We start from the raw sequence: 19,816 nt of genomic DNA, 5'->3' as shown, positions 1-19,816 counted from the left end.
TTCAACATGTATGTAGCTCAGGATTGGCAAGATTACGAGGTCATCGATACCGGAGGCGGAGAAAAGCTGGAACGCTGGGGTGACGTGATTCTCAGACGTCCGGATCCGCAGATCATATGGCCGATTGAACGTGAAGATGGACAGTGGCGCAGTGTGCACGGACACTATCATCGCAGTTCGTCGGGCGGCGGGCAGTGGGACATGAAAAAGCAGCTTCCGGACCGGTGGACCATCGCATACGACCAATTGAAATTTCATATTCGACCAACCAATTTTAAACATACCGGATTGTTTCCAGAGCAGGCAGCCAACTGGCGCTGGATGATGGATAAGATCGCTTCAGCCGGACGTCCGGTCAGCGTGCTGAACCTGTTCGCCTATACCGGCGGAGCAACCGTCGCGGCCGCCTCGGCCGGAGCTCAGGTTGTTCATGTGGATGCTGCGAAGGGAATGGTTCAATGGGCCAAGGAAAACGCGGCATTGTCCGGACTTGCCGACCGTCCTATCCGTTATATCACGGATGATGTGTTTAAATTCGTACAACGGGAGCAGCGTCGGGGGAACAAATACGATGCGATCATTATGGACCCTCCATCTTATGGCCGCGGACCAAGTGGAGAAACGTGGAAGCTTGAGCAAAGCTTGTATCCCTTCCTCGAAAGCTGCATGAGCATCGTATCGGATAATCCGCTGTTCATGCTGATCAACTCCTATACAACCGGGATCTCCCCTACCGTTCTGAATAACATGCTGACCATGACCATGAAGCCGAAATACGGCGGTACCATCAGTGCGGGAGAGATCGGATTGCCGATTACCCGCTCCGGCATGAACCTGCCGTGCGGCATCCTAGGTCGATGGGAGTCCTGATTCAATGAACAAGCGGGAACCAGCAGCACATCCGGTTGTACCGATTCTGTTCGAGGATAATCATGTGTTAGGAGTAACCAAGCCGGTAAACATCCCCTCCCAAGAGGATGCTACCGGCGATCCCGACATGCTGACCATTCTGAAACAGGACATCAAGGAGCGCTACAATAAACCGGGCAATGTATTTTTGGGATTGGTGCACCGTCTGGACCGTCCGGTTGGCGGAGCGATGGTGTTTGCCAAGACTTCCAAAGCCGCATCCCGATTATCGGAAGCCGTCCGCAGTCGCAGCTTCCGCAAGCAATATGTGGCGGTCGTTCATGGGATTCCTTCGAAAACTTCAGATCGGCTCGTAAATATGCTGTATAAGGATGTAAAAACCAACACCGTTCATGTCACTTCTAAAGGTACGGACGGGGCCAAGGAGGCCATTCTGGATTACACCGTGCTCCAAACGTCCGAAGGCTTCAGCCTCGTCCTGATCGAGCTGCACACGGGCAGGCCCCACCAAATCCGTGTACAGCTGAGCCATGCGGGACATCCGCTGTTCGGAGATCAGAAGTATGGAAGCAAGGTGAACAAAGCCGGCCAGCAGATTGCCTTATGGTCCGTATTGGTCGGATTTCCTCATCCCGTTACCAAAGAGGAGATCTCCATTCGTTCCATGCCGCCCTCCGACTATCCCTGGAGTCTTTTCTCGATGGAGAAGCTGGCGTCCTCATGACGGTCCTATCATAGAACTTAAAAAAACCGAAATCCACTCCTGGATTTCGGTTTTTTTATACCTCTGTTTCTTGATGGCAAATACTGTATTATTTTATCCCTATAGGATAACATATTATCCCTTTACTTTTATCAAAGAATGCCGAAAAATAGTAACCATATAGTTTAACATTTTTTAGATGATTTGTACAATCATGGTATAAACTCTGCTTTTGAGTTTATATAGATCAACGGCTGCCAAGGAGGAGGATGATCAAAACTGTTCATGAATGGTTACACGGGTCGGCTCGGTTGTTTATGATGTGTAACAGAGCAAGAAAGCTCACAGCTCAGGGAGGTTTGATCAGCAACAAGTGTCCGCTGAATTTCAAATTAAATATTCAAGGAGGTATTTGTTATGGATCAGGTTCAATGTCAAACAAATCGCCGCTTGCATTTGAAACCGCTGTGGATTTTTTTAGGAAGCACACTGTTGTTCTTCACCATCATGGTCATCACGGCAAGCAGCGTCTCCGCTCATGGTTATGTTGAATCACCAGCCAGTCGTGGTTATAAGTGTAAGCTCGGAGAGAACACCAACTGCGGCAGAATCATATATGAACCGCATTCCCTGGAGGGAAAAGGAAACTTCCCTATCGGTGGACCGGCGGATGGTCAGATTGCTGGTGCCGGAATATTTCACGAGCTCAATGAACAATCACCTACCCGCTGGAGTAAAGTGAACATGAACGGCGGACCGAATACATTTAAATGGGTGCTGACCGCAGCTCACGCCACATCCGATTGGAAATATTATATTACGAAAAAAGGCTGGGATTCCAGCAAACCCCTCGCACGCGCAGATCTCGAATTGTTCTGCTCCTTCAATGACGGTGGCAAACGTCCGCCGAACACCGTAACCCACACCTGTAATGTTCCTACCGACCGCACCGGCTACTATCTGATTCTAGCCGTATGGGAGATTGCCGATACAGGCAACGCCTTCTATAACGTAATCGATGTGAACCTGAATAACGGCAGCGGAAATCAGGATACGCAAGCTCCAACCGCACCCGGTAACTTAAGATCCACAGGCGTCACCAGCAGCAGCATTTCGCTCTCCTGGAACGCTGCCACGGATAACGTGGGGGTAACAGGCTATGAAATCTATCAAGGATCTAATCTAGTAACAACCGTATCAGGAACAACCTTAAGCCATACCGTCACCGGTCTGCAATCGTCAACCTCCTATACCTTTACGGTAAAAGCACGCGATGGCGCAGGCAACGTCTCCACGGCGAGCAGTCCGTTAACGATTGCCACATCCAATCCGGTACCGGACACTCAAGCTCCCACGGCCCCTGCCAATTTACGATCAGTCGGCTCTACCTCAACCAGCGTATCACTAGCCTGGAACAATTCCACGGATAATGTCGGGGTTAGCGGCTATGAAGTTTATCGGGGCACAACGCTGGTGACCACGGTATCCGGCAGCACGCTTTCCTATACGGTCGGCGGGTTAACACCCAACACAGCCTATAGCTTCACCGTTAAAGCTCGTGATGCGGCTGGCAACGTCTCCCCTGCAAGCAATGAACTGCAAGTTACCACGGCGGACGGCTCCACACCGGAAACCCCGGCCTGGGCACCAAACACTTCATACCAGCAGGGAGCTTTAGTCACATATGGTGGCAACACCTATGAATGCCGTCAAGCCCACACGTCCCTGCCTGGTTGGGAACCCTCCAACGTGCCGGCTTTATGGTTGCTTAAGTCATAATCACAATACGTCATGTATAGATTCGAAACGTGATATAAGATAATGCTCCATAAGTATGAAAATATGTAACAGCCCCCAAGGGTGAGCTGCCGTCTGCAGCTTCCCAGGGGGCTTCTCTACGTTTACGATTGTTAGCTTTAGCCTTAGAACTTATACCTCAACCAGGACTTCCTTTGGGGCTGTACTAATCTTTCCTAACAGATAGACAAGCAGCTGTTGATTATGCGAGGATATGCGGTTCAATATTTGGGAAAGGTACTCATCCCTAACCTGTAATCCCCGTGTAAATTCCTCACGCCCTTTATAGGAAATCGTCACCCAGACGATCCGTCTGTCATTCGCGTCCCGTTCCCGTTTGATCAATCCATTCTTCTCCATCCGGTCCAATAGCATGGTTACGGCTGCCGGACTTGTGGCCAGGTAAGGAATGAAATCGGAAGGTTTCATTCGCTTTAATTCAGCAAGCACCTCCAGCACCATCAGTTGCGATTCCGTCAATGTCGGTGCTAATCCGGCTTCCATATGGAGCTTATAATCCTTGGCCAGCTTGGACCACACCTTGGCGAATTCGGCAGTATGCATATTTATCCCGTCCCTTCAATAATGCTGTGATGATCAAACATCGGATACCGTCCGTAGATGTTGCGCTGTACCTCGGTGAATGGGTTTCGTTTGAACCCTAGTCATGATTCCATAATAGTTTATAGGATTAACTTTTCGCGGGCGACCTCTCAATATCCTTCTTTTTTCGTTAAAAAATATAATTTCCAATCAAGCGACAAAACCTGCCAACCCTTATATGACGGCATTTTTCAAGGTTCACCCTGCTTCGACATAGTCGGGCATATGTCAAATAGTATAAATAACAGCTCTAATGTTGCGGGAAACGCAAAATATAGCAAAAGCACCTCGACAAATATCATCGAAGGTGCTTTTCGTCCGTCTATCTTATCTTCTCCAAACTTGGAAATCTCCTAAAAAAGGATGTTACGCAATCTTGTTTAACTTTCTTGACCTGACTCCGCATGCGGAAGAGTTACCAGATCGACAATCCGTCCTTGCTTGCCAACATCGGCAAGCAGTTTGCCTATCGATTTACGTTCCGCGATCGGAACTTTTTCGGTGTGAATCAGTTGGGCTTGCCCATCTTCGCTGTACGCCATAATCTGCAGCGGTTCACGGCAATAGAAAGCACCGACAATGGCGCTGCCGTTAGGCTTCACCCGCTTGCCTTCCTTAAACTCAAACGTAGCCATGCCTTTTCCGCCGCGGCTTTGCGTCTGGTAATCCAGCAGCAAGCTGCGCTTGCCATAGCCAAGATCCGTGATCGTCAAAATCTCACCCTCATCGTTCTCCACCCATAATGCCGCAACGACTTCATCCCCGTCACGGAGCTGGATTCCTCGAACCCCGCCGGAAACGCGTCCCATGGCGTTGACTTCCTGCTCATTAAACCGGATGCTCATCCCTTCTTTCGAGATTAGCACAATATCTTTATTGTTATCACTCACGACGACCTGGATAATGCTGTCTTCCGCAGCGACCTTGGCTGCCGCAACAGCGCCAGCCCGCTTGGTGACATACTCCTTGAGCTCTGTGCGTTTCACTTGACCTTTGCGGCTGACAAACACAAGCGACTTGCCCTCTTCTTCAAAGTTCGAAACCGGAATGACCGATACGATGTGATCCTCTTTCGGTACCTGAATCACGTTAACGATGGCCGTACCGGCATCTTTCCATTTGTATTCCGGAATCTGGTGAACCGGCAATAAGAAATACTGCCCACGGCTCGTGAATATAAGCAGATTCTCCAGGGTATTGACTTCAAACAGACGTGTGATGTAATCCCCTTCCTTAACGCCTGAGCTTTCCAGCTCACCGCCGCTTCGGGTGAAGGATAACATGCTGGTGCGCTTGATGTAGCCTTCATTAGACAGTGTTACGAGCACGTCCTCTGCGTTCACCAGCACTTCAAGATTAACCTTGATCTCTTCCACTTCTTCCTGAATGACAGAACGCCGGTCGATGCCATATTTCTCGCGAATTTCAAGCAGCTCTTTGCGAATGACGGCAATCAGCTTCTTATCGCTGTCCAGTATCGCACGCAAGCCCTCGATTTTCTTCATTAACTCGTCCAGCTCTTTTTGCAGGGAATGAATTTCAAGGTTCGTAAGGCGGTATAATTGCAAGGTCAATATGGAATCGGCTTGTCTCTCCGTGAAACCGAACATCCATTGCAGATTGTTCTGGGCATCCTGGCGATTCTTGGACGCTTTGATCGCCGCAATGACCTCATCCAGGATATTTAAAGCCTTAACCAGGCCTTCCAATACATGCGCCCGATCCTCTGCTTTCTCCAGCTCATACTGGGTCCGGTGCGTGACGACTTCACGCTGATGCTGGATATAGGCTGATAACATGTCTTTAAGCCCCAGTTGTTGAGGGGTTTTATTCACGATCGCAACCATATTGAAATTATACGTAATTTGCAGATCGGTTTTCTTGAACAAATAAGCCAGAATCCCGTTTGCGTCGGCATCCTTCTTCAGCTCAACGACGATGCGAAGTCCTTCTCGTCCGCTCTCATCGCGAACCTCGGCGATACCCTCGACTTTTTTCTCCAGACGTATGTTCTCCATCGTGGTAACAAGCCGTGACTTAACGACCTGATAAGGAATTTCCGTGATGACAATCTGCTGCTTGCCGCCGCGAAGCGATTCAATGTCCGTCTTCGACCGCAGATAAACGCGGCCTTTGCCTGTCCGATAGGCATCCAAAATGCCTTCGCCGCCCATGATGATTCCGCTGGTTGGGAAGTCCGGACCTTTGATAAAGGTCATAATCTCCGCCAGCTCAATCTCCGGCTTCTGCATAACGGCAATACAAGCATCGATCACTTCCCGCAGATTGTGAGGCGGGATTTCAGTGGCAAAGCCCGCGGAAATCCCGCTAGCTCCGTTCACAAGCAGGTTTGGGTACCGTGAAGGCAGCACAACCGGTTCCTTGGCCGTGTTATCAAAATTATCCTTAAACAGTACGGTCCGCTTCTCGATATCCCGAAGCAGCTCCATGGCAATCGGCGATAACCTTGCCTCGGTATAACGCATCGCTGCGGCGGGATCATCATCCTGGGAACCCCAGTTTCCGTGGCCGTCCACGAGCACATGTCCCATCTTCCATGGCTGAGCCATCCGAACCATACCTTCATAAATCGATGAGTCCCCGTGCGGATGGTAATTACCCATGACATCCCCGACGGTTTTCGCCGATTTACGGTATGGTTTATCCGGTGTGTTACCCGAATCGTACATGGCATACAGGATCCGGCGCTGAACGGGCTTCAGCCCGTCACGAACGTCCGGGATCGCCCGGTCCTGAATAATATACTTGGAATACCGGCCAAATCGATCACCTACGACCTCTTCCAGAAAAGCCGGCAAAAATTGCTCAGATAAACTCATTCCTTCACCTTCTATTCCTCAAACTCTGCGAAGTTTACATTTTCTACGATCCACCGTTTGCGGGGATCTACTTTATCTCCCATCAGCGTAGACACGCGACGCTCCGCTTTGGCAGCATCATCGATTTGTACCTGCAGCAATGTCCGTGTTTCCGGGTTCATCGTTGTTTCCCATAATTGCTCCGGGTTCATCTCGCCCAGACCTTTGTAACGCTGCAGCTCGAAGTTTTTGAATTCCTTCAAATAGTTAGCCAGCTGCTCATCCGTCCAGGCATACCGAACGGTTTCCAGCTTCCCGGATTTGCTGGCGATTTTATACAGTGGAGGCTGCGCAAGGTAGACGCGGCCTTCATCAATTAACGGTTTCATGTATCTGTAGAAGAACGTAAGCAGCAGCACCTGAATATGAGCGCCATCCGTATCCGCATCCGTCATGATGATGATTTTCGAATAATTGCTGTCCCCGGCGGTAAACTCCGTACCGATCCCTGCACCAATGGCAGATACAATCGCTCGGTATTCATCATTCTTCAGGATGTCGGCCAGCTTCGATTTCTCCGGATTCATCGGTTTCCCTTTAAGAGGCAGTATAGCCTGGATTTTCGAATCCCGTCCCTGCTTCGCAGAACCGCCAGCGGAGTCCCCTTCGACTATAAACAATTCGGTTCGCGTAAAGTCTTTGGACTGCGCAGGCGTCAGCTTGCCGCCCAGATTGGAGCTTTCGCTGCGCTTCTTGCCGCTGCGCATCTCATCCCTTGCTTTACGGGCCGCTTCACGCGCTTTGGAAGCCTGGATGGCCTTCTTCAGCAGCGTTTGTGCGATCTGCGGATTCTCCTCGAGGAAGATTTGCATCTTCTCGGTGACAATGCTGTCAACCGCACTGCGCGCAGAAGCGCTTCCCAGCTGGTCCTTGGTCTGTCCGACAAATTCGACCTCAGCCATCTTGACGCTGATCACGGTCATCATGCCTTCCCGAAGATCATTGCCCTCCAGGTTCTTGTCCTTTTCCTTCAAAAGATTGTTCTTGCGGGCATAATCATTCATGACACGGGTGTAAGCTGTCTTAAAGCCCGTCTCATGCGTACCACCCCCGCGCGTCGGGATGGAGTTAACGAAAGAAGCCAACGTTTCGGTATATCCCGCATTATATTGAAGGGCGATTTCAACTTCGATATCATCCTTCTCCGCATAAAAATGGATCACATCATGGAGCACGTCCTTGCCTTCATTCAGGAACTGAACGAACTGGCTTGCGCCGCCTTCATAGAAAAACTCTTCCCCGTTGCCGCTGCGCTCGTCTTTCAATACAATCCGGAGTCCGGAGTTCAAGAAGGCAATTTCCTGTAAGCGCTCTGCTAGTGTGTCGTAATTCAGATGTGTTCCCGCGGTAAACACGCGCGCATCCGGTTTAAACGTAATCTTCGTCCCTGTTTTGTTCGTATTGCCAAGCACCTCAAGACCCGTTACAGGTTCCCCGACATGCTCTTTTCCTTTTTTGTCCTGCCAGTATTCAAATCGTTGGCGATGAATTTTACCGTCACGGTAAATTTCAACCTCCAGCCACTCGGACAGCGCATTGGTTACGGATGCGCCAACGCCATGAAGACCGCCGGACTTCTTATATCCGGAACCACCGAATTTACCGCCGGCATGCAAAATCGTAAATACAACCTGCGGGGTGGGGATGCCTGTCTTGTGCATTCCGGTTGGAATACCGCGTCCGTTGTCGTATACCGTCGCGGATCCGTCTTTATGCAATGTAATTTCAATTCTCGAGCAGTACTTGGCCAAATGCTCGTCTACGGCGTTGTCCACAATTTCCCATACCAGATGATGCAAGCCTGACGAGCTTGTGCTCCCTATGTACATGCCTGGCCGTTTGCGCACCGCAACGAGGCCTTCGAGCACTTGAATGTCGTCAGCATCGTATCCTGAACGGTTGTTACCGCCGTTCTTCGATGACTCTGCAAACATATCGATCTGTTCGACCATTCATGCTCCTCCTTCAATTTCACGTATCTCGTGTATTTCTATTTCTACATTTCAATATTTTAGAAGAACGCTGTTCCCTAAAAAATGCAAACAAATGTTTCATGCTTTGTCCATTTTAATTCAAGATATCCCTTCTCGTAAAGACACTGAATGAAACAATAACCGCACAAATGGCCCAGACGGCCAATACGGCAAGGGAAAAATTCAAAGTCATCCCCTCAATTGGCGGCAAATTGCCTGCTAAATAATTCGTTAAATTGAGGTTTACCATGAACAAATATTTCGCGCTGCTCCAGGCCGATGCCATATTCGTCAGAATATTTCCGGCAATCAATGCGGCCATCATAATCACAATGCTCGCCGCCGTGCTTCGAACCAGCACGGACACCATAAAGGCCAGCATACCGACGCATACGCCGACAAACCATACCAATCCACCCTGCATCAGCAAATACTTCCACTGTGGGACAGCATGAACGCCGGACATATCCACATCAGACCCAACAATTTGGAATCCCGTGAATACCGGTATGTCAAATCCCTTGTATCCGAAGGCTAGACCGGAAATCAGATAGGCTATGACAAAGGTGGAAACGACAATAAGAGACGTAAACATGATCAAGGCGATCAGTTTGCTGAGCAGCACCTTCCATCGCTTCACAGGCCTTGTCAGCAGCATTTTGATGGTGCCGGTCGTCCGTTCACCGGAGACGATATCCGAGGCGATCGCCATAATGAGCAGCGGAATAAACAGGGATATCGCATTATTCAAAAATTCCCGTGTAAACGTAACCCCGTTTGGTTGATTAGGATTCACATCATGCTGCAAATAATACTGCATTTGCTGAATAAAGATTTGCCTGTATCGTTTCCATTCATCCGGCACCCTGTCACTGCTTAGCGAATTCTCATTATCCGTGATTCGCTGCTGAAGTTCAAGCCGCCAATCACTGTTGAACTTCTCCCGGCTCCGTTCAGCTGACTTCATCTGGGCATAAGTAAACATGGGAACCAGAACAAGAAGAACGAGAAGGACAACATAAAACCGCTTTCGTTTGATAATTTTGATGCACTCGTTTTTGATCAGGGGCAACAGGTTACTCAATACTCTCACCCTCCGTCATCTGCAGGAACAGCTGCTCCAGCGTAGGATTGATCCGATGAACCTCCCGGACCTGTACTCCCGCGGCCACCAGCCGTTCCACAGCTCTTGACGTGTATGTAGTGCTCATCCGGGTCACAACAGCATCCGGAGACATGCCTGCGAGCAAATTATCGTCAAGCACGTCTTCGGGGCGCTCGACAATGTGGCAATAATCCAGCTTTTGCAATATTCGTTTTCCTTGCACGGCGGGATTCAGATCCCAGATCACATGATCGCTGTTGCCGGCAATCAATTCTTCGACCTCGCCAACCGCAAGCACTCTTCCGCTGCTGATGATCGCCACGCGATCGCATAACAGCTGGATTTCGCTCAGCAGATGACTCGAGACAAAAACAGCCAATCCTTCCTCGGCTAATCGATGGATGAACTGCCGCATCTCTTTGATCCCTTTCGGATCAAGACCGTTTGTCGGCTCGTCAAGAATGAGCAGCCTCGGTCTGCCGAGCAGGGCTTGGGCTATCCCAAGCCGCTGCCGCATTCCCAGAGAATACGTGCTCACCTTGTCATGAATTCTTCGATCCAATCTCACCGTATCCACAACTTCCTGTATTCGCTGCTGGTCAATGCCGGGCTGCATTCGCGCAAAATGCTCAAGATTTTCCCACCCCGTCATATATGAATACATTTCAGGATTCTCCACGATGGAACCGATATAACGCAGCGCCTGCTCCTGCTGGCGGTTCACATCATAACCGCAAACCTCGATCCTGCCGGAGGTCGGTTTGATCAGATCCACCAGCATCCGGATCGTGGTCGTCTTTCCTGCCCCGTTCGGCCCCAAGAACCCGAAAATTTCGCCTGCGCGCACGTCGAACGACACATCATGTATAATCCATTTTCGACCGATTTTCTTTTTTACATGCTGGACAGATAGCACGATTTCTTGAGCTTGTTCATTCATCGTTTTCCAACTCCCCATATGACATCCTCATCATGCCTAGAGCATACCCTCTACAATTCGATCCGCTATAGCCTGATATCCTGCCCCGTTCGGATGAAAATGGTCCGAGGACAGATACTCGCCCAGCTTGTGCTGAAACAGATCGAACGTAGGGACCAATGTCATATTGGGATCCCGGTTCACAATCTCCATGACCGAATGATTCCAGGCAGAGACCACAATATTCCCGGGTATGAGCAAATCCTCCAAATCGGAAAAAGGATGATAGTGACCGATATAAACGATTCGGGCATCCGGATTAATGGCGCGAATCTTCTCCAGAATCGCCTGCAGTCGTTCAGAGGCCTGCGGCAATGCGGCCATCAGTTTGGCAGGTTCGAGCTCCAACTCATCGGAATCCGCCGCCCCGTCCATCAGCCCGCTGCCTTGAAATATATCATTGCCTCCGATCGAAAGCATAATCACATTGGCTTGCTTCAAGGCATACTGTATTCCCTTGTCGTCCAGCTTGGGAAGCAGTGCTTCGGTAGTCATTCCGTTTATGGCCAGATTTGCCAGCAGGCTCGCTGTTCGTCCATCGCCGTTTAATTGATCCACGCTCCTGCGGACAAAACCGCTCCCGGTATTGTCCCCTGTTCCCTTGGCCAGTGAATCTCCAATCGCAGTTACCTTTAAATCATGGGGCAAAACCGGTTGTGACGGATCGCTCCCCGGCTGCTCCGGCGCTGTCTCTTCTTCGGACGCCTCGGATCCGCCACCGGTCAGCAAGGGCTGTCCTTGCGGATCATTAATATCTTTGAACGCATACATAAAACCGATAATGAGCACAATCGTTACAATAACCGACACGGAGGCAGTGATTCGCCATATCCATGCAGATGATTTCATGACATTCCCCCTACAAAATTCCTCATTACATTACCTTAAGACTTCTATATAAAATTTGCAAATCAAAACACGCAAAGAAGACTGCCCCGGACGCAATCTTTGGATGCGTGACCGGGGCAGCCTTTATATGAAACAAGATAAGTGCTTATTGACTGATGAACTCTTGAACCCAATATCCGTTATAGTATCCAACACCGATCATGGTGAAATTCGGAGACAGGATGTTTTCACGATGACCTTGGCTGTTCATCCAGGAGTTCATTACTTCTTGAGGCGTACGTTGCCCTTTAGCAATATTCTCGCCGGCATAGCCGTAAGAAATACCGTAAGCTTTCATCATATCAAATGGCGAACCATGTGTCGGTGAAGTGTGGCTGAAGTAATTGTTATTACTCATATCCTTCGCTTTATCCAGCGCTACGGTTGTTAGCTTAGCATGGACCGTGAGCGGCTTCAGACCTGCATTCGCACGTTCTTTGTTCACCAATGTGACAACCTCGGAAGCAAAATTCGATTGTTCCGTTGTACCCGCTGACTCGGAAGGCTGGGACGGTTTTGTAGATGGAGTGCTAGTCTCAGGCTTGCTTGTTTCCGGTTTGCTGGTTTCAGGTTGCGTCGCTTCTGGTTTAGTGGTTTCTGGCTTGCTGGTTTGCGGAGTCTCAACAGGTTTATCTGCCTGAGGTTTTTCCGTTTGCGGCTTCTGAACCACCCATTTAAACTGTGATTCAAAACCTTGGCTCTCCAGGAATTTCTGGATCTTTTGCTGCCAGTTCACATAATTATTACTCTCAGCAGGTGCTGCGGATGCCGTAGTAGGCAGCATGATACCGACAGCCAGTACAGCAGCAATGCTGCCGCCTGCGATTTTCTTTATCCAATGGTTGTTCATAAATGCTCATCTCCTATGCTCATAGTTGTGAGTTTGCTTGACCGCCCGTTCTAAGATGACTTTCATGGGTGCTGGACGATCAAACAATAGTTACATTTTTGTAATCTCGTACGAACACATTGTAACACATTTGATACCTTGGGCAATCCTACAATTGTTGGAAAAGCGACCTTGAATTCCTACCTATACATAAGTGATCAAGTCGGCACTAGTCCCAGATCATATGTAGTGATCGCTGCCTGATTCAAGCGATAGATCTCCTTTTAAATCGGTGTCTTTCAATCGAGTTTTAGGCCATAACAAGAAAAAACCCATCCCAAAAATGGGATGGGTTCATGAAAAGACCCAGGACTACAGCTTTTTACTAAACTGATATCCAGCCTTTTCAAATCCAATATGCTCATAAAATGCATGTGCGGGAGCAAGTTCTTCCCGGTTGCCGCTTGTGAGAAACAAGAGGTGGCTACCATGCTGTCTTCCCCATGTCTCTGCACCGCGAATCAATCTTTTGCCAATTCCTTGGCCGCGGTAGCTTGAGGTTACAATAACCGAAGTAATTTGAGTGACCGGTTCGGTCATAGTGAAGGATTTGACTTGACGAAGCATGATCATACCAACAACAACACCATCAACTTCAGCAATCAGATTGCCGTACAAAGGATTGTCGTTCATCGCTTCCATCCGTTCACGCATGACATTCAGCGTGGTCGGATAATTCAGTTCGCGCATCAAGGATGTGACAGCTTCCAAATCATTCTTCTCAAAGTTTCGAATCAGCAGTGCAGGCGCAGATAATACGCTTTCGATGCTCATTATACCCTCATGCTTCCCTTCTTCTATGAATTCTGAGTAAACTCTACTTCTATTTTGTAAGTTTATGAAGAAGATTGCAAGTATCGAGCGACATTTTTTTTACATTTGTGTCGGTTTTGTTAAACCTTTGTTAAGCCGTTTTTACAAAAATCGGTATTGCGCTTCAATCAACCCATGGTACGTACCCTGCTTCTGCATAAGCTGGCTGTGATTTCCTTCTTCAATAATCTTGCCGTGATCCAGCACAACGATATGATCGGCATGGCGGATCGTTGACAAACGGTGCGCCACGATGAAGGAGGTTCGGCCCTGAAGCAGCACTTTAAGAGCTTCCTGAATTTTCAACTCCGTCTCGGTATCGATACTCGCCGTTGCTTCATCCAGAATCAGAATCCGCGGATCGGCAAGGAGCGCCCTGGCAAAGGACAGCAGCTGCCGCTGACCCATAGACAGCATATTCCCGCGTTCTTCTACCTCGGTATCGTAACCGCCCGGCATCTGAACGATGAATTCATGGGCGCCGACCGCCTTGGCTACATCCTCAATCTCCTCATTGGTCGCATCCAGACGGCCAAACCGGATATTATCGCGAATCGTGCCGGAGAATATAAAGGTATCCTGCAGCACGATGCCAATCTGATTGCGGAGGCTTTCCACCGTCACCGATTGGATATCGTATCCGTCAATCGTTAGCTTACCTTCGGTAATATCATAGAATCGGCTGAGCAGATTAATGATGGTACTCTTGCCTGATCCGGTATGACCGACAAGCGCAATCGACTGGCCTGCCTTTACATTCAAATTGATCCCTTTGAGAGCCTGACGTCCTTTTTCGTATTCGAACACCACATTCTCCAGCTTGATGTCCCCTTTAATCGTTGGCAATTTCTTCGCCCCGGGCTGATCATCAATGCTCGGCTTCTCGTCAATGAACTCAAATATGCGTTCAGAGGAAGCCATGGCGACAAGCAATTGGTTATACATTTGGCCAAGCCGGTTGATCGGCTCCCAGAAGTTTCCGACATATTGGGTGAAGGCAATTAACAGACCGATGGTGAGCTCGCCTTGCTGGATCAACACGGCACCGAGCCAGAACAAGATCAATGAACCGAAACCGCCGGTAATTTCGATAAGAGGCCCAAACCCTTGGTTCATGGCGGACGCTTTATCCCAGGACTTTTTGCTGTCCATGTTCATGTTATCAAAGAACTTCATATTCTCTTCTTCTTGCGTGTAAGCTTGGGTTACGCGGATCCCCTGAATCGATTCATTCAAGTGAGAGTTAATCCGCGAGTTCCGAATCCGTACATCCTGCCATGCACGCCGGATGCGTACACGGAGTTTCGTCGAGATGAAGAACATGATCGGTACCGTGACAATAACAGCAAGACCGAGCTTCCAGTTTATTAACAAAAGAATAACGACAATACCTACTAACTGCACGCAGTCGATGATCAGGTTGACAACCCCGTTGGTAAACAAATCCTGCAGGGAGTTAACATCATTCGTAACCCGGACCAGCACAGATCCAGCCGGACGCTTGTCGAAGAAATTGAAGGACAAGCGCTGAATGTGCTGGAACAGATCTGCTCGCAGGTCATAAATGACCCGCTGACCGATGATATTCGTAAATCTGATACGAAATATTCCTGCAACCCATTGAATGATATACATCGCAAGAACCGCGATTGTAATCTGATACAATAGGGTTAAGCTCGGGTTGCCATCCCTCGGGTCAATGGCCTGGTCGATTGCCAAACTGGTCAAGAACGGAATGGCCAGCTTCGTTATGGTACCGATGACCATCATAAGGCCGATCAACGGGAGAATCTGTTTGGCGTAAGGTTTCATATACGAGATCAGACGCGTCAGCTGCGCCCAGTTAAACGGCTTTTCAATCGCATCGTCGTCCTTGTAGACAAAACGTTCATTCGTTTCTTCCGAAGGCTTCCGCGGCCTCGGAATCTTTTGCTTTTGATGCGGTTCTGTATTTACATTGGCGTTCATGCTTGCACCTGCCCTTGCGTGCCTCCTGCTTGAGCTTGCTTCGCAATAAGGTCCGCATATTGTATTTTGTATACATCCTGATAAGGCCCCTGCACTGCAATCAAATCGTTATGCTTGCCGCGCTGCACGACTCTTCCCTCATCCAGAACGAGAATTTCATCCGCATGACGCAAGGAAGAAATCCGGTGAGCGATAATAAAGGTCGTTCTGCCGTTCATGACTTCCTGGAAGCCGGACTGAATTTCATGCTCGGTTTCCATATCTACAGCACTGGTGGCATCATCCAGGATCAAGATTTTCGGATCTTTCAGAAGGGCTCGTGCAATCGCAATCCGCTGCTTCTGTCCGCCGGAGAGTCCCATCCCCCGTTCGCCGACAATGGTATCGTAACCATCCTTCATTTCCATAATAAAGTCATGGGCTTTGGCCAGCTTGGCAACACGGATGATTTCTTCCATGCTAACGTCCTTCATGCCGTAAGAAATATTGTTGCGGATGCTGGACGAGAACAAGAAGGTCTCCTGAAAGACCGTGGCAATCTGGCTGCGCAGACTCCGGATCTTTATATCATTAATGTTCATGCCATCTAGTTTGATGCTCCCCTGATTCACATTGTAGGCATGCATCAAGAGCTGGATAATGGTCGATTTACCAGACCCCGTTCCCCCAAGCAGGCCGATCACGGAGCCGGGACGAGCATCCAGATTAATATCTTTGACGGCTGCCATCTTGTTACCGTAAGCAAAGGTGACATTATCAAATACGACATGACCCTTCACCTCGCTTGGTACCAAATCTACCGCACGTTCACGGTCTTCGACATCAATCGGCTGATTCAGCAGCTCCAATACCCGTTCACCCGATGCCTTGGACTGCGTGTAGTTATTAATGTGAAACCCGATTCCCCAAAGCGGGCCGATTATGTACCAGATCAAAGTAAAGAAAGCTGCCAGTTCCCCTACCGTCATGGAACCTTGGATGACCATCGCTCCGCCGACGGCGAGCAAAATGACGACACTGATATTCGCGAAGAGCTCCATCATCGGGAAATAACGGGCCCATAGTGAAGAGGCAAATATCTGGTTGGTTTTGTAACGCTCATTCCGTTCGGAGAATTTCTCCACTTCGTGAGGCTCGCGAGCAAAAGACTTTACGGTACGAACACCCGTGATATTCTCCTGAACCGCGGTCGTCAGCGAGCTTAGTGCCAGACGCATCTCCTGGAACGCCGGATGGATCTTGGATTCGAACTTTAGAGCCGCCACAACCAAAAATGGCATCGCTACCAAAGTTACGAGCGTCAATTTCCAGCTAATAGTGAACATCATAATGGAACCGAAAGTCACCATCAATACCAGATTGAGCAGCTGAGCAAAACCGAAGCCGATAAACATTCGGATCGCTTCCAAATCGCCCGTCAGCCGTGACATCAAATCCCCGGTCCGAGCCGTATCATAGTAACGGAACGATAGAAATTGCAATTTTTCATAGCAGGCGTTTCGTAGCGCGTAAGCCAGGTAGTTCCCCAGCCTTCCCCCAAAAAATCCGTGCAAAAACTGCATGAAAGCTTTAAGGATGACCACACCCAGCACAGTGAGCGCCAGCTGCGGTACGATACCGTAATTCTCCAGCTTGATTGCATCGTCAATCAGCACTTTTAACAGATGCGGATAGACAAGTCCTAAAGCGGTTGCAATCGCCAGACACAGCATGGAAAGAAAAAGATAACTTCGTTTCTCCCAAAAGAAGCCCTGCAGTTGCCTGAGAACATTCATGTTTATCCTCCTTTGGATTATTTTCGTTCAGGTTATGTAGCATTTATGAAGTTTATCATCGACCTGAACCCGCGGCAAAGAGGGAAAACCGCCATAAATGAGCCAAAAGGACCTAAAGGGGGCAAATAGTATAACTTATCTTTGTTTCATAATGAAATCATCGGAAATTCTCATTAATACTAGGGGATATAATCACATTGTCAGTCCCTTCAACCATCAGGCTTCATCCATGATTTCCGACTTTTTTGAACATGCTTGAAAAAGGGTAAAATCCTAAGCCGTTTTCACCCCAGTGGCGAACGTTGTAGCAGATTAAAATACGTCATACCATCCTCTTGACCTTTATCCACCCGAACGAGCATAGGAAAAAAGACGCCCCGCCAGGATGGCATATGGGACGCCCTTGGATGGAAAAGTATGCGATTGGAGTTTAGACCTGCATAACATCGTTATTCGTATGGAAGCTTCAGACTCCAACATCTATACCTTTCGTTGTGTGTGCACATGTTATGGCATAAGATCCGCTATTACCGAGCCGCCTGAATCATAGCTTCCAGCTCATCCGCCAGCTTACTCCACATCAACGGAGATTGACCGTCCTGCAGCGAACCGAGGATGGCAGCCATGGATTCCTTCAGCTGTTCCTCCAACACCGATACATGATGCTGCAATGAACGTACACTCATTCGAACATAGTGGTCCGTCAGCTGCTCTTCCCGAATGCTCACCACACTCGCCACGGCTTCCTTCACCTTCGGCTCTGCCGCTTCTCGAAGCTTGGAGCTTCCGCTGCCCTCAAAGAAATGCTTCGGGTTCTTAAAGGTCGACCAGAAGGACAACCAATCCCCCTGTATTTGCAATTCCGTTTCTTCCAGCTCCGGCGGTGACCAGTCTTTATCCCGCCGGATGGCGAGGGATAAGCCCTCGGCCATATCGTTGATATCCGCTGCCGCTTTAAGCGCTGCGTCTTCGGTTAATTTGCGACCGGCCATCTCTAATCGAAGCGTTGTTGCCCATAGCTCCTGATCCAGCTCCGTGGACATCGTCCGCATCAAATCACGTCCGCAAGCCGCAAAGGCCGATTTCAGGTGACCTGCGTCCTCCCGAAGCACGGAAGGATTAAACGACTCCTGAAAGAAACGGTTCATGGCATAATCCAGCCGCTGCCGTACATGAAACAGCAGCTCGCTGCTTTCCTGCGCGATATCACGGGACATGTTAATCTCCGTTAAAGCCGCAAGACGGGATAAGGCTCGTGTGTGAACCTCTTCCAGCTCCACGATTTTACGCTCGCGCGTGGTTTCATCCTGGGCTGCCATATCGGCCCAAGCTCTGATTCGATCCCTCACCGAAGCCAGTTCATCATAACCGGCGCGCTCTGAAAGCCTTGGCATCTCTTCAACCGCAAATCGGCTAAGCGCATCTTCGAATACAGGGAACCCCGATTCCTTCAATTTCGCTTCATCCCCATACAGCTTACTATCCAGTGCTGCCAAACTGGAAACAGGGAAGATATGCGGGCTGCCTACCCCGCTAGACGTCAGGTTGGTACGAACATGCTTCACCACCTCATCCAGTTCCTCTTCGGATTGTGCAAGATCTGCGGCATTGACGATAAAAAACATTTTATCCAGCGCAAAGCTGTCTTTAACCCTGCCCAGCTGGGACAGGAATTGCCGATCCGCTTTGGAGAAAGCATGGTTGTAATACGTTACGTATACGATAGCGTCCGCATTTTTAATATAATTGAACGTTACGCCGGTGTGCCGGGCATGAAGGGAATCGGCTCCAGGCGTATCCACCAGCACGATCCCCTGCTCTGTCATCGGACAGCTGTAATACAGATCGATCCCGTCAACAAAACAGGATTTGGTTTCGTCGGCCACATAGCCCCGATATTCCGCCAGCTCTACGGTTTCTGTCATACCCAGTTTGGTCTCCATCATGTCAAAGCCGGCTGCCGCAGCCTTCAGAAACCCATAATGCGGCAATCCTGCCGGATGAATACCGGCCGGATTCAATGCTTCTGCCGCGCTTCGCCAATTGCTCGGAGTTGGTTCTTGGAGACCCAGCACGCTGAAGGAGTACTTCAAATCGTCCCACCACATCTCGCGGCTCTTCATGCGCACGTCTGCGGTACCATGGGTTTTCCCTTCTGCCGGTGCCAGAATCCGGTTCACCGCCGCCGTTGTCGGGTGCGGTGATACCGGCAATACCGACTCGCCAAGCAGAGCATTGGCGAAGGAGGACTTCCCGGCGCTGAACGCACCGAACAGCGCCAAAGTGAACGACCCGCCTGCAAGTGCATCCGCGCGGGCGGTTATATCCCGCGCGGCCGATGCTAGCGCAGGGTGCGGCGCCAGCATCGCAGCCGCCGCGCGCAGCTCGGCTGCCGCGGCATCCAGCCGCTGGCGGCGCTGCGGTGCCGCCGCCTGCGCCCCGGCGGCGCGGGGCGCCGGGCGCCCGTGCCCCGGCGGCGCCGCCGGGGTGCCGCCCTGGGCAGCCGCTGGCGCGAGCTGCCCTTCCGGCTCCCTCACCTCCGGCAGGAGGCCGGGGGTGAGGGAGGTGCGCGGC

At 49.9% G+C, this 19,816-nt stretch carries 14 protein-coding genes; 3 read left to right on the top strand and 11 right to left on the bottom strand.

Annotated elements, in window-relative coordinates; genetic code table 11:
- Window positions 1–6 precede the first annotated feature (6 nt).
- The 3 genes from M4D81_RS27650 (at window position 7) to M4D81_RS27640 (ending at window position 3,352) form a co-directional block, all read left to right on the top strand.
- On the top strand, window positions 7–870 hold the full coding sequence (locus M4D81_RS27650; RefSeq protein ID WP_260068768.1) for a class I SAM-dependent methyltransferase: 864 nt from the start codon (window positions 7–9) through the stop codon (window positions 868–870).
- Between the two features lie 4 nt (window positions 871–874).
- Window positions 875–1,594, top strand: coding sequence for an RluA family pseudouridine synthase (locus M4D81_RS27645; RefSeq protein WP_260068767.1), 720 nt, complete (start codon window positions 875–877; stop codon window positions 1,592–1,594).
- Between the two features lie 396 nt (window positions 1,595–1,990).
- Complete coding sequence (locus M4D81_RS27640) at window positions 1,991–3,352, top strand: lytic polysaccharide monooxygenase (protein WP_260068766.1); 1,362 nt, start codon at window positions 1,991–1,993, stop codon at window positions 3,350–3,352.
- Between the two features lie 150 nt (window positions 3,353–3,502).
- On the opposite strand, the gene M4D81_RS27635 is transcribed toward M4D81_RS27640, so the two are convergent.
- From M4D81_RS27635 to M4D81_RS27585, 11 genes are all read right to left on the bottom strand, one after another.
- A complete protein-coding gene (locus M4D81_RS27635; protein ID WP_260068765.1) occupies window positions 3,503–3,934 on the bottom strand; it encodes a MarR family transcriptional regulator in 432 nt (143 codons plus the stop codon).
- 419 nt (window positions 3,935–4,353) lie between these two features.
- Entirely contained in the window at window positions 4,354–6,813 is a 2,460-nt protein-coding gene (gene gyrA, locus M4D81_RS27630; protein WP_260068764.1) for a DNA gyrase subunit A, read from the bottom strand.
- Window positions 6,814–6,824: 11 nt separating this feature from the next.
- Window positions 6,825–8,804 carry a DNA topoisomerase IV subunit B gene (parE, locus tag M4D81_RS27625; protein ID WP_194541993.1) on the bottom strand — a complete coding sequence of 660 codons (1,980 nt, stop codon included), beginning with the start codon at window positions 8,802–8,804 and terminating at the stop codon, window positions 6,825–6,827.
- 115 nt (window positions 8,805–8,919) lie between these two features.
- Window positions 8,920–9,909 (bottom strand): ABC transporter permease, encoded by a 990-nt coding sequence (locus M4D81_RS27620; protein ID WP_071218334.1) that lies wholly within the window; start codon window positions 9,907–9,909, stop codon window positions 8,920–8,922.
- Window positions 9,902–10,870 carry an ABC transporter ATP-binding protein gene (locus tag M4D81_RS27615; RefSeq protein ID WP_071218424.1) on the bottom strand — a complete coding sequence of 323 codons (969 nt, stop codon included), beginning with the start codon at window positions 10,868–10,870 and terminating at the stop codon, window positions 9,902–9,904. Before M4D81_RS27615 ends, M4D81_RS27620 begins: the two co-directional genes overlap by 8 nt.
- A gap of 36 nt (window positions 10,871–10,906) precedes the next feature.
- Entirely contained in the window at window positions 10,907–11,758 is an 852-nt protein-coding gene (locus tag M4D81_RS27610; protein ID WP_260068763.1) for a GDSL-type esterase/lipase family protein, read from the bottom strand.
- Window positions 11,759–11,903: 145 nt separating this feature from the next.
- Complete coding sequence (locus M4D81_RS27605; RefSeq protein ID WP_260068762.1) at window positions 11,904–12,647, bottom strand: CAP domain-containing protein; 744 nt, start codon at window positions 12,645–12,647, stop codon at window positions 11,904–11,906.
- Between the two features lie 351 nt (window positions 12,648–12,998).
- Complete coding sequence (locus M4D81_RS27600) at window positions 12,999–13,460, bottom strand: GNAT family N-acetyltransferase (RefSeq protein ID WP_071218337.1); 462 nt, start codon at window positions 13,458–13,460, stop codon at window positions 12,999–13,001.
- A 141-nt stretch (window positions 13,461–13,601) separates the two neighbouring features.
- Window positions 13,602–15,467: an ABC transporter ATP-binding protein gene (locus M4D81_RS27595; protein WP_233354817.1), complete on the bottom strand. Its 1,866-nt coding sequence runs from the start codon at window positions 15,465–15,467 to the stop codon at window positions 13,602–13,604.
- Window positions 15,464–17,242, bottom strand: a complete 1,779-nt coding sequence (locus M4D81_RS27590) for an ABC transporter ATP-binding protein (RefSeq protein WP_260068761.1) — start codon at window positions 17,240–17,242, stop codon at window positions 15,464–15,466. The genes M4D81_RS27595 and M4D81_RS27590 overlap by 4 nt, the downstream gene beginning before the upstream one ends.
- A gap of 527 nt (window positions 17,243–17,769) precedes the next feature.
- Window positions 17,770–19,816 (bottom strand): dynamin family protein (locus M4D81_RS27585; RefSeq protein WP_260068760.1); only part of this gene is annotated, 2,047 nt, incomplete at its 5' end.

It is taken from the genome of Paenibacillus sp. p3-SID867, from assembly GCF_025142895.1.
In the GTDB taxonomy this organism is placed as follows: Bacteria; Bacillota; Bacilli; order Paenibacillales; family Paenibacillaceae; genus Paenibacillus_AQ.
This window is presented reverse-complemented; position numbering and strand designations above follow the sequence as displayed.